The organism is Methylobacillus pratensis (assembly GCF_054072455.1).
In genome coordinates this window covers 1-13,833 of the sequence record NZ_JBSUSR010000007.1, presented here as the reverse complement: position 1 = coordinate 13,833, position 13,833 = coordinate 1, and the positions used below count along the sequence as shown (strand labels likewise).

Annotated in this window: 11 protein-coding genes, 1 pseudogene and 1 CRISPR repeat array; of the genes and pseudogenes, 8 read left to right on the top strand and 4 right to left on the bottom strand. The window is 59.1% G+C overall.

Annotated elements, in window-relative coordinates; genetic code table 11:
* Positions 1-2 precede the first annotated feature (2 nt).
* Genes ACW4YW_RS13370 through pcnB form a run of 3 tightly spaced genes read right to left on the bottom strand, consistent with a single transcriptional unit; the run spans position 3 to position 2,499 of the window.
* Complete coding sequence (locus ACW4YW_RS13370) at positions 3-650, bottom strand: deoxynucleoside kinase (protein ID WP_457138013.1); 648 nt, start codon at positions 648-650, stop codon at positions 3-5.
* On the bottom strand, positions 647-1,138 hold the full coding sequence (gene folK, locus ACW4YW_RS13365; RefSeq protein ID WP_457138012.1) for a 2-amino-4-hydroxy-6-hydroxymethyldihydropteridine diphosphokinase: 492 nt from the start codon (positions 1,136-1,138) through the stop codon (positions 647-649). Before folK ends, ACW4YW_RS13370 begins: the two co-directional genes overlap by 4 nt.
* 2 nt (positions 1,139-1,140) lie before the next feature.
* Entirely contained in the window at positions 1,141-2,499 is a 1,359-nt protein-coding gene (gene pcnB, locus ACW4YW_RS13360; RefSeq protein WP_457138011.1) for a polynucleotide adenylyltransferase PcnB, read from the bottom strand.
* Between the two features lie 270 nt (positions 2,500-2,769).
* On the opposite strand from pcnB, the gene cas9 reads away from it, so the two are divergent.
* The 4 genes and pseudogenes from cas9 to ACW4YW_RS13340 all read left to right on the top strand — a co-directional run bounded on the left by cas9 (position 2,770) and on the right by ACW4YW_RS13340 (position 9,506).
* Entirely contained in the window at positions 2,770-6,174 is a 3,405-nt protein-coding gene (gene cas9 / locus ACW4YW_RS13355; protein WP_457138010.1) for a type II CRISPR RNA-guided endonuclease Cas9, read from the top strand.
* Entirely contained in the window at positions 6,161-7,066 is a 906-nt protein-coding gene (gene cas1 / locus ACW4YW_RS13350) for a type II CRISPR-associated endonuclease Cas1 (protein ID WP_457138009.1), read from the top strand. The genes cas9 and cas1 overlap by 14 nt, the downstream gene beginning before the upstream one ends.
* A gap of 2 nt (positions 7,067-7,068) precedes the next feature.
* The gene (cas2, locus tag ACW4YW_RS13345; RefSeq protein WP_457138008.1) at positions 7,069-7,401 is read left to right on the top strand and encodes a CRISPR-associated endonuclease Cas2; all 333 of its coding nucleotides are present in this window, start codon (positions 7,069-7,071) and stop codon (positions 7,399-7,401) included.
* A gap of 63 nt (positions 7,402-7,464) precedes the next feature.
* Positions 7,465-8,506: direct repeats of the CRISPR family, unit length 37 nt; unit sequence ATTGTAAGTCATCCGGGGTGAGAGAGGGAGCTACAAC.
* 245 nt (positions 8,507-8,751) lie between these two features.
* Positions 8,752-9,506 (top strand): annotated as a pseudogene (locus ACW4YW_RS13340) (helix-turn-helix domain-containing protein).
* A 49-nt stretch (positions 9,507-9,555) separates the two neighbouring features.
* Here ACW4YW_RS13340 and ACW4YW_RS13335 read toward each other — a convergent pair.
* Positions 9,556-9,732: a ketopantoate reductase C-terminal domain-containing protein gene (locus ACW4YW_RS13335; protein WP_457138007.1), complete on the bottom strand. Its 177-nt coding sequence runs from the start codon at positions 9,730-9,732 to the stop codon at positions 9,556-9,558.
* Positions 9,733-9,871: 139 nt separating this feature from the next.
* Here ACW4YW_RS13335 and ACW4YW_RS13330 point away from each other — a divergent pair, with 139 nt between their 5' ends.
* From ACW4YW_RS13330 to ACW4YW_RS13315, 4 genes are all read left to right on the top strand, one after another.
* Positions 9,872-10,969, top strand: coding sequence for a WecB/TagA/CpsF family glycosyltransferase (locus ACW4YW_RS13330; protein ID WP_457138006.1), 1,098 nt, complete (start codon positions 9,872-9,874; stop codon positions 10,967-10,969).
* Position 10,970: 1 nt separating this feature from the next.
* The gene (locus ACW4YW_RS13325) at positions 10,971-11,834 is read left to right on the top strand and encodes a polysaccharide deacetylase family protein (RefSeq protein ID WP_457138005.1); all 864 of its coding nucleotides are present in this window, start codon (positions 10,971-10,973) and stop codon (positions 11,832-11,834) included.
* Between the two features lie 10 nt (positions 11,835-11,844).
* Positions 11,845-12,885: a radical SAM protein gene (locus ACW4YW_RS13320; RefSeq protein WP_457138004.1), complete on the top strand. Its 1,041-nt coding sequence runs from the start codon at positions 11,845-11,847 to the stop codon at positions 12,883-12,885.
* Positions 12,866-13,833, top strand: a 968-nt coding sequence (locus ACW4YW_RS13315) for a glycosyltransferase family 4 protein (protein ID WP_457138003.1), incomplete at its 3' end; no start/stop codon positions are given. The genes ACW4YW_RS13320 and ACW4YW_RS13315, both read left to right, overlap by 20 nt.

Below are 13,833 nucleotides of genomic sequence, written 5' to 3'. Positions count from 1 at the left end.
CCTTATTCCAGGTTGGGATTGAAAAACTCGCGGCGGCCGCGCATCTGCATGATGCGGTCCAGCAGCATCTGGATGGCGCCTTCCTTTTCGGTGATGTCGAGTTTTTCGTTGTTGACGATGAGCACGGGGGCGCCGTCGTATTGGTGGAAGAAGTTGCTGTACGCATCCGACAGGCGGGCGAGGTATTCGCGCGGAATCTCCTGCTCGTAGGCGGTGCCGCGCTGGTTCACGCGCTCCTGCAGCGTTTCCACCGGGGATTGCAGGTAGATCACGAGGTCGGGCGTGGGCACCTGCACATGCAGGTGCTTGTACATCTGGCGGTAAAGCGCATATTCCTCGTCGTTGAGGTTCAAGCGTGCGAACAACGGGTCTTTTTCCAGGAAGAAATCCGCAATCGTCGCCTGGTTGAACATGTCGCGCTGGCTGAGGTCGCGAATCTGCTCCACGCGCTGAAACAGGAAGAACATCTGCGTCGGCAGGGCGTAGCGCGGCGCGTCCTGGTAGAACTTGGGCAGGAAAGGGTTGGCGCCCGCATTTTCCAGCAGCAGGTTGACCGGGAACATATCGGCCAGCTTGTGCGCGAGCGTGGTCTTGCCGCTACCGATGGGGCCTTCGACGACGATGTAGTGGAAGCGGTCGAAAATGCTCATGCATTGTCCTCCTGCCACAATGCCACTCCCTGGTCCGCGAATTGCGCTGCCAGGTCTGCCACTTTGCCCTGGCCGGCAATATGCAGTTCGGGCGCAATTTCCGCCAGCGGCAGCAACACAAAGCCGCGCTGGTGCATGCGTGGATGCGGCAGTGTCAGTTCGGCGCTATTCATGGTCACCTGATCATACAGCAACAGGTCCAGGTCCAGCACCCGGGGCGCGTTGGGAAAAGGGCGCTCCCTGCCATGCTGGTTTTCCAGGGCGAGGATGGCGTGCAACAGCGCGATAGGCTCCAGGCTGGTTTCTATTTCGGCGACGGCATTGATGAAGTCGGGCTGGTTGTCATAGCCGACAGGCGCTGTACGGTAGAGAGAAGAAGGCCGCACCAGGCGGGTTCCCGGCAAGGTGGCAAGCTCTGCCATGGCTTGCCTGACTTCTTGGGCGGGATCGCGCAGGTTGCTGCCCAAGGCGATATAGGCGCGCGCCATGATTACTCCTCTGTTGCGGCCGAGGCTGGCTTCTTGGTGCGGCGGCGCCTGCGTTTGCGCGGGGCGGTGTCGGGAAGCAGCATGGCCTGGCGCTTCTCGCCGTCGGCGTTGGCAAACTCAGTCCACCATTGGCCGATGTCGGCGGGCAGTTCGCCTGATTCGCAGCGCAACAGCAGGAAGTCGTAGCCGGCACGGTAGCGCGGGCTTTCCAGCAGGCTGTAGGGACGCTTGCCCGCACGCTGCTCGAAGCGGGGCTGCAAGCCCCAGATCTCGCGCATCGTCACGCTGTAGCGCTTGTGGATGGCCATTTTCTCGGCCTGGATGTCGCAGACTTCGTCCATCGCCATATGCAATGCCGGGATTGCCTTGTTGCCTTGCTGCTCGAACTTCTTCCAGGCCAGCAGCACTTCGTGCCACAACAGGGTGGCGAATAGGAAGCCGGGCGAAACCGGCTTGTCCGCCAATACGCGCTCATCGGTGTTCTTCAATGCCAGCCTGACGAAACGCTCGCCCATCGGCTGTTCGAGCACCACGTCCAGCAACGGCAGTAAGCCATGGTGCAGCCCGTGCTGGCGCAAGGCGTTGGCGCTCTCAATCGCATGGCCGGATAGGAACAGCTTGAGCATTTCATCGAACAGCCGCGAAGGCGGCACGTCATGCAGCAATTCTGCCAGTTCAGAGATCGGCCGTTCGGTTGCCGCATCCAGCTTCAGGCCGAGTTTTGCCGAAAGGCGCACAGCGCGCAGCATGCGTACCGGGTCCTCGCGGTAGCGCGTGACCGGGTCGCCGATCATGCGCAACACGCCGGCCTGGATATCGGCTACGCCGTGATGGAAATCCAGCACCTCTTCGGTCGACGGGTCGTAATAAAGCGCGTTGGCGGTAAAGTCGCGCCGCGCCGCGTCCTCTTCCTGGCTGCCGAACACATTGTCGCGCAGGATGCGGCCGCTGTCCGTCACCTTGGCGTCCCCTTGTTCCGCGAGATGGCTGCCGCGGAAGGTGGAAACCTCGATGGTCTCATCCCCGAACATCACGTGCACCAGGCGGAAGCGGCGTCCAATGATGCGCGAGCGGCGGAAAATGCGGTTGACCTGTTCAGGCGTGGCATTGGTTGCGACATCGAAATCTTTGGGCCGCTGCTTGAGCAGGAGATCGCGCACCGCGCCACCCACGATGAAGGCCTCGAAGCCCGCCTTTTGCAAGCCGTCAGTAGTCTTGATCGCTGCATTGCTGATGAGCTTGCGGTCTATGCGGTGCACCTTGGCAGGAATGCGCTCGGTGTTGCCCTGAGGACGGACCGTACTGGAGGAGGCAGGTTTTTTGGGGGATTTAAAAACGCGTTGCAGCAGTTTTTTGATCATTATAGGAGTTGTGCCTGAGTATCTGGTAAAGCTTCTTTGCCGGATTATAACGTATCGCGGAACAGCATGATATGCATGTGATTTTACGATCAATACCCAGGGGCCTGCGTTGCGGAATAGTAAATTGACAATGGGTGATATATATTGCTGAGGTAGAAATAATAAAGCCCGGCCAGAAGGCCGGGCTGGATACGAACAATTAAGTTCTTATTGTAGCAACGGCTCTCACCCCGGATGACTACAACGGGACAAATGATAGGGGACTTCGGCATGCAAAACAAGAAGAATCTTGGGCCTTTGGCATTCGGATTGGATATCGGGATTGCGTCGGTTGGCTGGGCTGTTCTGGGAGAAAACCGCATTATTGATCTCGGGGTGCGCTGCTTTGATAAGGCGGAAACCGCGGATAAAGGGGAGTCATTAAATCTTGCCCGGCGGATGGCCAGATTATTGCGTCGCCGCTTGCGGCGAAGGGCATGGCGATTGACTAAACTCGCGCGATTATTGAAACGTGAAGCATTGATTCATGACGTGAGCGTGCTCAAGCAGGCGCCAACTGCCGGATTCAAAACGCCTGATCTTTGGAGGCTTCGCGTAGCGGCATTGGACAGGAAGCTGGAGCCGGAAGAGTGGGCGCGCGTTATCTACCATATCTGCAAACATCGTGGTTTCCATTGGCTGAGCAAGGCGGAAGAAAAAGCGGCCGAGAGTGACAAGGAAGGCGGCGCGGTCAAGAAAGGCTTGGCGGGCACCAAACGGTTGATGCAGGAAAAGCAGTATCGAACTGCTGCTGAAATGGTGATCAGCGAATTCTCGGATGCCCAGCGCAATAAGCGCGGCGACTATAGCAAGGCATTATCCCGGCTGTTGTTGGATGATGAATTGCGCATCTTGTTCGACAGGCAGCGCAGCTTGGGAAATCCGCATACATCGGAAACCTTTGAACAGGCATTGCGGGACAGGAAAACCGGCTTGCTCTGGGCTCAGCATCCCGCCTTGTCTGGTGAGAAATTATTGGAAATGCTCGGTAAGTGCACGTTTGAAAAGGGAGAATACCGTGCACCGAAAGCGAGTTTCACCGTTGAGCGGCATGTCTGGCTGACACGATTGAACAACCTGCGGCTAATTGTGGATGGCGAAAGGCGTGCATTGAATGAGGCTGAGCGGCATCTGGTGCTGAATTTGCCGTATGAGCAGAGTAGCGATTTCAGTTACAAGCAATTGCGCAAGGCATTGGAAAAAGCCGGGTTGACGGCAAGTTTCCGCTTTGCTGGCTTGGTGTATCCCAATGCTAATCAAGAGCAGCAGAAAACCAAAGACCCGGAAGAAGAAAAGCTGGTCAGGATGCCCGCCTGGCAGACCTTGCGCAAAAGCATGAAAGAAGCAGGGCTGGAAGATGATTGGCGGCAAGTGACCGTGGCTGCGCTGGATGGCAAGCCGCAATTGTATGACGAGATTGCGCGCATATTGAGCGTTTACAAGGAGGATGAGGAGGTTGAGCGCGAACTGAACAGGCTGGACTTGCCAAACAAGGCCGATCTAATTCAGGTCTTGCTCACGGTGCGGTTTGATAAGTTCAGCAATTTATCCCTCAAAGCACTGTATCGAATCCTGCCCTATATGGAGAAAGGGCAGCGCTACGATGAGGCGTGTGTTGAAGCAGGTTATCACCATAGCCAGATGCATGAAGCCGGTGCTGGAGAACATCGGTATTTGCCGCCGTTTTATGTCGCTCGCGAAAAGGACGGCAGGCTTAAATTCAATGAAGACCTAGATATTCCGCGTAACCCTGTCGTGCTCCGCGCACTGAATCAGGCGCGCAAAGTGGTCAATGCCATGATTAAGCAATATGGCTCGCCTGATGAAGTGCATATTGAAGTGGCGAGAGACTTATCTCGGCCATTGGACGAACGGCGTGATATTGAACGGCAGCAAAAGGAATATCGGGATCGTAATGAAAAGGACAGATTAGCTTTTAATGCTGAATACAACAGTTCTGGCGAACTCAAAGGACGAGAGTTCGAGAAGTGGCAGTTGTATCGTGAGCAACATGGCAAGTGCGCTTATTCTCTGCAACCGCTGGACATGAATCGCTTGTTTGAAATGGGGTATGTGGAGGTGGACCATGCCCTGCCATATTCCCGCAGCTTTGATGACAGTAAGAATAACCGGGTTTTGGTGCTGACTTCGGAAAACCGCAACAAAGGCAATATGACGCCTTATGAGTATCTGGGCGGCAAGGAGGACAGCCCACGTTGGCGCGAGTTTGTGGCATTTGTTAACTCCACCAAAACTTATCGGCAGGCCAAACGCAACCGCCTGTTGCGCAAGGATTTTGGCAAGGAAGAGGCGAGTGAGTTCAGCGATCGCAACCTTAACGACACTCGCTATATTTGCCGTTTCTTCAAGAATTATGTCGAACGCTATCTCAAGCTCGCGGAAGGCAGTACCTCCAAACGTTGCGTAGTGGTGAACGGCCAATTGACCTCGTTCTTGCGCGCTCGCTGGGGATTGGTCAAAGTGCGGGCCGATTCAGACCGGCATCATGCCCTGGATGCTGTTGTAGTCGCTGCTTGTAGTCATGGCATGGTCAAAAGATTGGCTGATTACTCTAGACGAAAGGAATTGGCTGCTGCGCGTGAAGGTTTGGTGGATATGGAAACCGGGGAAATTGTGAATCCCGCGATGCTGGATCAACTGGAGCAACATTTTCCAACACCGTGGCCGCATTTCCGTCAGGAATTGACGGCCCGCTTGTATCAGGATGATCTACAAAGTTTGCGGGCCGAATTGCAGGGCATGGGCTATGACGATGATGCATTGCATGGTGTCAGGACACTGTTTGTCTCACGCGCACCGCAACGGCGAAATAGCGGGGCTGTGCATAAGGAAACCATTTATGCCCGGCCGGAACGCTTGAAAGCCAAAGGCAGCGTTACGCAGAAAGTGGCAGTCAGCGATTTGAAAATCACTGACATTGATAAATTGGTTGATCCAGAACGTAATGAAAAACTGTATTCGGCATTGCGTGCTTGGGTTGAAGGGCGCGAAGCTCGGGAGAGGCAGGCCAGAGACATCGAAAAGACAGCCAAGGAAGAAAAGCGGGCGCTGACAGCGGAGGAGAGCTCGGAGATCGAAAGGTTGCGGGCATTGCCGCGTAAACCGGATAAACAGGGGAATCCTACTGGCCCAATCGTGCGTGCTGTGACGATGGTCATAGACAAGCTCTCGGGAATTTCCATCCGTGGCGGAGTCGCCAAGAACGATACGATGCTGCGGGTGGATGTGTTTGCCAAGGCAGGGAAATATCACCTGGTACCTGTATATGTGCATCACAAAGTGACAGGGTTGCCGAATCGAGCAGTTGTGGCTTTTAAGGATGAGGATGAATGGACACTGATTGACGATAGTTTTGAGTTCTTGTTTTCCTTGTATCCAAATGATTTTGTCAGGGTTATCCTGAAAAAAGAGATTATGGCTGGATATTATGCTGGATGTGATCGCTCTACAGGAACTATCAGTCTATGGGTACATGATCGTAATCGTACTGTGGGCAAAGATGGTTTACTTCGAAGTATTGGAATAAAGACTGCTTTAGATATAGAAAAATTTAATGTAGACATTCTCGGCAACCTCTATCCCGCCCCGCCGGAGAAACGCCGTGACCTGGCGTAGCATCGTCATCTCCCAGCCTGCCAAATTGCGACGGGAGCATTTCTCCCTCGCGATTGAGCAGGTGCAAACGGCATTCGTGCCATTCGAGGACATTGCCGTCATTGTCCTCAATAACCGTGAGATCACGGTGACTCATCCTGTGTTGGCCGCTTGTGGTGAATATGGCATCAGCCTGTTTGCCACAGGCGACAATCATCAACCCAATGGCGTATTCCTGCCTTATCTGGCGCATTCCCGCGCCACGCGCTGGATGCGGCTGCAATTGGATTTGCCTAAGCCTACTGCGAAGCAGGCATGGGCAACAATCGTGCGCCGGAAAATTGCCAACCAGGCCGCTTGTTTGCGGTTATCAGCTTGCCATGGATGCGACAGGCTGGATTCCTACGTTGGGCGTGTGCGTTCTGGTGATGTGGAAAATATGGAAGGGCAGGCGGCAGCATTCTATTTCCCGCAATTGTTTGGTAAGGGCTTCAAGCGCATACAGGAGAGTTTTACCAATGCAGCGCTGGATTATGGCTATGCTGTATTGCGCGGCACCATTGCCAGAGGGTTGGTTGCCCACGGCATGATGCCTTCCCTGGGTATCTTTCATGCCAGTGAACAGAATGCCTTCAATCTGGCGGATGACTTGATTGAGCCATACCGTCCTTTGGTGGATTTGTGTGTCAAGCATATGCAGGCCCCACATGATGAACAGCTTGCTCCTATTCATAAAGCCACGCTGGTGAATCTGCTGAACGTGGATATCGCCATGCCCCGCGGCACCATGTCGGTGTTGTCTGCGATTGAGCATACAGTGGAAAGTCTGGCGCGTGTGCTGGATGGTGGAAGTGCGGAGTTGCTTGAGTTACCTGTTTTGATTGGACTGGAACAGCATCAATTGGAATTCTAGCAATGAGCGGGGAGAACAGACGATATATGCGATTGCTGGTATTTTTTGATCTCCCCGTTGTCACCAAGGCGGAACGGCGTGCCTATACAGTGTTTCGTCGGTTCCTGCTCAATGATGGCTATGACATGATCCAGTTTTCTGTGTACGGGCGGCTGTTGAATGGCAATGATGCCCTGGAAAAACATATGAAAAGGCTGGTGGACAACCTGCCAGCAGAAGGGTCAATCCGTTGCCTGAGCGTCACAGAGAAGCAATATGCCAGCATGAAACTGCTAGTGGGATTGCCGCTTTTTCAGGAAAAAAAGGTCAAATCTGACCAGCTTCTTCTGTTTTAGATAATTGATTTCAAAAAATAAACCCGCGCCAGAGCTTGTCTGGTGCGGGTTTGGTGAGAGCCTATTGTAAGTCATCCGGGGTGAGAGAGGGAGCTACAACGAGCGCCTTGCCTTTCATGGCATATAACCTATTGTAAGTCATCCGGGGTGAGAGAGGGAGCTACAACATACCGCGCAAAATATAACGAGTTCGGCGAATTGTAAGTCATCCGGGGTGAGAGAGGGAGCTACAACACCCTTAGTAACATAGCTGACAGTGTAGGCATTGTAAGTCATCCGGGGTGAGAGAGGGAGCTACAACTATTGGACTGTTGGCAGGCTGCGCAAATATATTGTAAGTCATCCGGGGTGAGAGAGGGAGCTACAACAGTGCAGCCCATGCCAACTCAGCGGCCTCAATTGTAAGTCATCCGGGGTGAGAGAGGGAGCTACAACCTTCAAGCGCCGCGTTCATTGCAGCAAGGGATTGTAAGTCATCCGGGGTGAGAGAGGGAGCTACAACTCGCAATGTTCATCACCCTTTCCGGCACTCATTGTAAGTCATCCGGGGTGAGAGAGGGAGCTACAACCCGTTAATAGCTTCAACAGTACGCCGCGCAATTGTAAGTCATCCGGGGTGAGAGAGGGAGCTACAACAGGGCCGCAAGATCTTCATGAACTTGTGCAATTGTAAGTCATCCGGGGTGAGAGAGGGAGCTACAACTGCGAACCGTCAGAAGTGCGACCGAGACCTATTGTAAGTCATCCGGGGTGAGAGAGGGAGCTACAACTGCTCCCTGAGCTATAGCCAAATTTTTCAAATTGTAAGTCATCCGGGGTGAGAGAGGGAGCTACAACGCCTAATCGCCTATTGAGGATGACAGGATGATTGTAAGTCATCCGGGGTGAGAGAGGGAGCTACAACCATCCAGTTGATGAAATAGTCGACGTCCCGATTGTAAGTCATCCGGGGTGAGAGAGGGAGCTACAACAACAACAGGGATGATCAATGATTATCTAAGATTGTAAGTCATCCGGGGTGAGAGAGGGAGCTACAACTTCGATCACCGCCGGAAACCAGCTTGACGTATTGTAAGTCATCCGGGGTGAGAGAGGGAGCTACAACATGCAACCGTGTTGGAAGACATGACACGATATGATAGGATCAGGTAGAAGCGGCGCCTGGACTCGAACCAGGATAATGCGCCACAGGTCCTGTCGGAAACAACCGCAATCTACCTGATTGGAATAATATCATGTGTAATAGTTCCGACTTGATCTGATAGTAGGGTGTTGCCACAGGGGGCTACCCGGTTTGATAGAGGTACGAATCTTTATCAAGTCAGCGTGCAAGCGCAAAGGAGTAACCCCATGAGCAGTGTTCAGCAGAATGTCATCAAACACAAGATTGGCTTGCTGAATCTGGCTGCCGAACTTGGCAACGTATCCCGCGCCTGCAAGGTGATGGGATTTTCCCGTGATACCTTTTATCGTTATCAGACAGCCATGGAAGAAGGAGGTATCGAAGCTCTGCTGGATGCCAAGACGATGTGTCTCACGGCGAGATCGAAACGGCACATCCTGGCTATCTTGGCAGTCAGAATGCCTTCTATGTCGGTACCATCAAGGGCGTGGGAAGGATTTACCAGCAGACCTTCGTCGATACCTACTCCAAGTGGGCTGCCGCCAAACTTTATACGAACAAGGCAGCAGATTTGCTCAATGATAGGGTACTACCCTTCTTCGAGGATCAAGGCATGGGCATTATCCGTATCCTGATGGATCGTGGCACCGAGTATTGCGGCAAACCAGAGCATCATGACTATCAGCTCTACCTGGCATTGAACGACATCGAGCATTCCAGAACCAAAACTAATCACCCGCAGACCAACGGTATCTGTGAGCGCTTCCACAAGACGATCTTGCAGGAGTTCTACCAGGTGGCGTTCCGCCGCAGGATTTATCTATACATTACGGAACTGCAAACCGATCTGGATGACTGGTTGGCGACCTACAACAACGACCGTACCCATCAGGGGAAAATGTGTTGTGGGCGCACCCCGATGCAAACACTGATTGACGGAAAGAAGGGATGGCACGATAAAATTACTTCATTGAACATCTGAAGTTAATCTGACAGTTTCTTCGTCAAATAGGGTATCGCTGGTCCAGTCGCTAAACGCGGACGGGCTCGAGCGCGCCGCGCGATGGATTGAGCAGGGCGTGCGCATCATGACCGTCGATACCAACTAAATGGTGCTGCTCTAAGCCTACAGGGCCGGCGAAGGCATGCAGCTGGCCGATGATCGCGTCGATCTCGAGCGGTCGTCCGGCCAGCACGTCCTGCAGCATCCCCGGCAGGCCTCGCCGTCGAGATCAGCGAGCAGAGCCCAGCCGAGCGCCGTCAGCACGTTGCCAAACGCGTTGTACACCAGCTTGTGCAGGATCTCGCGGCGCAGGTCGTCCGGCACCCGCGCGCCGACGGCGTCGCGTGAACCGTCCCGGCGGCCGCAAGCTTCGCGGCCAAGTGACCGCCGACGGCGCCGAACACGCAGAAGCTCGCCGGCCTCACCGGATTCTCGTCATGCTGCTCACGTCGCGGATCGTCCCGATCGTAGTGGAAGTCCGGCAGCCGGTACCTCGGGCCGTCGAAATGTTTCCCGATGTGTCGGTTCGTGGCAACATTATTACTTTCATGTCGCAGTGCGTGATACAGTGCAATGGTGAAATGGGGACTTCCAGAATAATGATGCCGGTCGAGCCAGACATGATCGGACCGACCGGCCGGGTCGCCGCGCGAACCGGCTCGGTCCGCGGGCTCGGCCGTACCTGCTTCGTGCCGCTGCGGGTGACGCCCTCGGGGACTGTGAACCTGCTCGACCTGCCGACCGACGACGTCGCGAGAAGCCTCGCCCGGATCGTCCTCGCGCCCGACGCGCGGCGCGGACCGGTCACCGTCGCGTTCATGAACATGCGCAACTACATGGCGGTGCGGCGCGACCCGTTGGCGTTGTCCGTCTTCGCGTGGATGGATCAGGTCTACCCGGACGGCGTCGGGCTGCAGATCGCCCGGCATCTGATGAGGCTGCCGTCGTTCCCGCGCGTGTCCGGCACCGATACAGTCCCGTTGATGATGAAGCATCTGCAGCCCGGCACGCGGGTCTTCCTGCTCGGCGGCACGCCGGCGCTGTCGGCCACGGTCGCCGAGCGCTTTGGCCGCTGTTTCCCGTCGCTGGTGCTCGCCGGCCGGCACCACGGCTACGTCGACCGCGACGACGACGACCGGGTCGCCGCCGCGATCTTGGCGGCGCGTGCGGACCTACTGCTGATCGGCATGGGCTCGCCGCTGCAGGAGACCTGGCTGCAGCGCAACCATGCCCGCCTCGACGTGCGGCTCGCGGTCTGTGTCGGCGGACTGTTCCACTACTGGGCCGACGACCTGCGGCGCGCACCTACCCTGTGGCGCAGCATCGGGCTGGAATGGCTGTGGATCCTCGCGCAGCAGCCGCACAAGTGGCGCACCTATTCGATCGACGCGGCCCGCTTCGGCGCGGCCGTCGTCCGGCTGCGCCGAAGCGGGCCGCGATGAGATGAAGCCGACGCCGTTCGTCCTGTCGCCGGCGCGGCTGCGCGTGAAGAAGCTTGCGCGCCGCTGCGCGGTGCGCCTGGGGCGCGCGCTCGGCCCGCCACGGGAAGCGCCCGGCGGGTCGGTGCGGGTCCTGACGTATCACCGGTTCGGCGACTCGGCGCTCGATCCCTGTTGCGTCCGGCCGGACACGTTCGCCGAGCAGCTCACCTGGCTGTCGGCCCACGCGACCGTGCTGACGCCGTCCGGCTTCGATGCGGTCATGTCGGGCGCTGCGGCGGCGCCGCCCGATGCAGTGCTGATCACGATCGACGACGGTCATGCGTCGGTCGACGAGCACGCGCTGCCGGCGCTGCGGCGCGTCGGTCTGAGCGCGGTGTTGTTCGTCTGCCCGCAGTTCGCCGAGACCGGGCGGGCGACGCCGGCCGACTCCGCCGGCGCGTTCATGGGCTGGGACCGGCTTGCCGCCGCCGCGTCGGCCGGCCACGCGATCGCGCCGCACGGCGACACGCACCGCTCGCTCGGACGCCTGCCGTTCGCCGAGGCGCTGGCCGACATCGACCGGGCCGGCGACGCGATTGCGCGCCGGTTCGACACGCACGGGCCGTTCTTCTCGTTCCCGTTCGGCACCCGCGCGGACTATTCGCCCGAGCTCGCCGCGGCACTCGCCGAGCGCGGCTACCGCTACTGCTTCACGTCGGCACACGGCCGCTGTTTGCCCGGCGCGAAGACGGTGCTGCTACCGCGCGTCAAGATCGAAGGCGGCAACGAGCAGGACCTGTTTCCCGACATCGTCCGCGGCTGCATCGACCACTGGCGCGTGGTCGACGCGACGCTGTCGTTCCTGCAGCAGCGCGGGCGGCTGTGAACGTCCCCGCATGAAGCGACCGCCGCTCCCGACCGAGGCGATCATCTCGGTGACCAACCGCTGCGACGCGCGCTGCACGATGTGCAACATCTGGCAGCTCGAGCGCAACGAGCTGATGACCGCAGAGGACTACCGGCGCAGCCTGCCGGCGACGCTGCGCAACGTGAACCTGACCGGCGGCGAGGCGCTGCTGCGGCCCGACATTGTCGAGGTGGCGCACGCGATCCACGAGGGCGCCGGCCGGCCGCGGATCATCCTCGCGACCAACGGGTTTCGGACCGAGCAGACGCTCGAGACGGTCGGCCGGATCCGCCGCTTCGTGCCGGACCTGGGCATCGCCGTCTCGCTCGACGGCGACGCGGCGACGCACGACCGGATGCGCGGCGTGCCGCATGCGCACCGCCGCGTCGTCGCGACGCTCGAGGCGCTGCGCGACGACGGCGTGAGCGACCTGCGGATCGGCTTCACCGCGACGCCGGAGAACGTCGACCAACTGATCGACGTTTACCGGCTGTCGCGCGAGCTCGGCGTTGAGTTCGCCGCGACGGTCGCGCAGAACTCGGACGTCTACTACGCGACCGACCGCAACGCCGGCGTCGACCCGAACGCGGTCGCAGCGCAGTTCGGCGCGCTGATCCGCGAGCGGCTCGGCTCGACGTCGCCGAAGGACTGGCTGCGCGCGTATTTCGATCACGGCGCGATCCACTTCGCGCGCACCGGCGCGCGGCTGACCGGCTGCGACGCCGCGTCCGGCTTCTTCTACCTGGCGCCGACCGGCGACCTGCACCCGTGCCTGACGCTGTCGCGCGCGATCGGCAACCTGCGCCGCACGCCGTTCGACACGCTCTGGTACGGCGACGCGGCGGCCCGGATCCGCGACGAGGTGAGCCGCTGCCGCCGCTGCTGGATGATGTGCACGGCGCGCACCGAGCTGAAGCGGCAACCGCTCGCGATCGCGTCGTGGGTCGTGCGCGGACAGGCCCGCATCGCCGTCGACGCGATCCGCCGGCGCTCCCGTGAGCCGGCGGCGGATGAGCCCGCGGCCGGGTGACGCCGCCCGGACGGACGCCCCGGTCGACGTCCTGCATCTGGTCAACGGGGAGCTCTACTCGGGGCTCGAGCGCGTTGTCGACCACCTAGCCGGCGGCGCGGCGGCGCACGGCTTTCGGCTGCGGCTCGCGTTCCTGAAGCCGGGCGCGATGCGCGCGCGGATGGTCAGCGCTGCCGCTGCGGTCGACCTGCCGATGCGCTCGCGCTTCGACCTCGGGTCGGCGCGCGCCGCCGCTCGGCTCGCGGTCGAGACCGGCTGCGCGCTGGTCCATTCCCATACGGTCCGCAGCGCGCTGATCGCGCGGCGCGTGCAGCGGCTGACCGGCCTGCCCTGGGTCCACCATGTGCACAGCCCCGCGCTGCACGAATCGGAGCGGCGCGGCATGAACCTGCTGAACTACGCCGCCGAGGCCGTCGTGATGCGGCACGCCGACGCCGTCGTCGCGGTGTCGGACGCGCTGGCTGCCTACGTCGCGCGGCACTATCGTGTGCGCGCCGACCGGCTCGCCGTCGTGCCGAACGGCGTCCTCGCCGGCCCGGATCCGGACTTCGAGCGGCCGGCCGGCGCGCCGGCGACGGTGCTGAGCGTCGGCTGGTTTCGTCCGCGCAAAGGCATCGAGCACCTGGTCGACGCGACCGCGCGGCTCGTCGCCGGCGGCCGCGACGTGCGGCTGCGGCTCGCCGGTGAATTCGCCGACGCGTCGTACGAGGCTGTGATCCGCGCGCGGATCGCCGGCCACGGCCTCGGCGGCCGGATCGACTGCACCGGCTTCGTCCGCGACGTCGCCGCGGCGCTCGACGCCTGCGACGTGTTCGTGCTGCCGAGCCTGTACGGTGAGGGCATGCCGATGGCGGTGCTCGAGGCGCTCGCGCGCGGCCGGCCGGTGGTCGCGTCCGACATCGACGGCATCCGCGAGCTGCTCGCCGGCGGCGCCGGCGTGCTGGTCGC

What these genes read in the sequence shown, in the direction of transcription:
- ACW4YW_RS13370 (WP_457138013.1), bottom strand. Translation starts at nt 650, where the DNA reads ATGAGCATTTTCGACCGCTTCCACTACATCGTCGTCGAAGGCCCCATC.
- folK (WP_457138012.1), bottom strand. Translation starts at nt 1,138, where the DNA reads ATGGCGCGCGCCTATATCGCCTTGGGCAGCAACCTGCGCGATCCCGCC.
- pcnB (WP_457138011.1), bottom strand. Translation starts at nt 2,499, where the DNA reads ATGATCAAAAAACTGCTGCAACGCGTTTTTAAATCCCCCAAAAAACCT.
- cas9 (WP_457138010.1), top strand. Translation starts at nt 2,770, where the DNA reads ATGCAAAACAAGAAGAATCTTGGGCCTTTGGCATTCGGATTGGATATC.
- cas2 (WP_457138008.1), top strand. Translation starts at nt 7,069, where the DNA reads ATGAGCGGGGAGAACAGACGATATATGCGATTGCTGGTATTTTTTGAT.
- ACW4YW_RS13335 (WP_457138007.1), bottom strand. Translation starts at nt 9,732, where the DNA reads ATGCTGCAGGACGTGCTGGCCGGACGACCGCTCGAGATCGACGCGATC.
- ACW4YW_RS13325 (WP_457138005.1), top strand. Translation starts at nt 10,971, where the DNA reads ATGAAGCCGACGCCGTTCGTCCTGTCGCCGGCGCGGCTGCGCGTGAAG.
- ACW4YW_RS13320 (WP_457138004.1), top strand. Translation starts at nt 11,845, where the DNA reads ATGAAGCGACCGCCGCTCCCGACCGAGGCGATCATCTCGGTGACCAAC.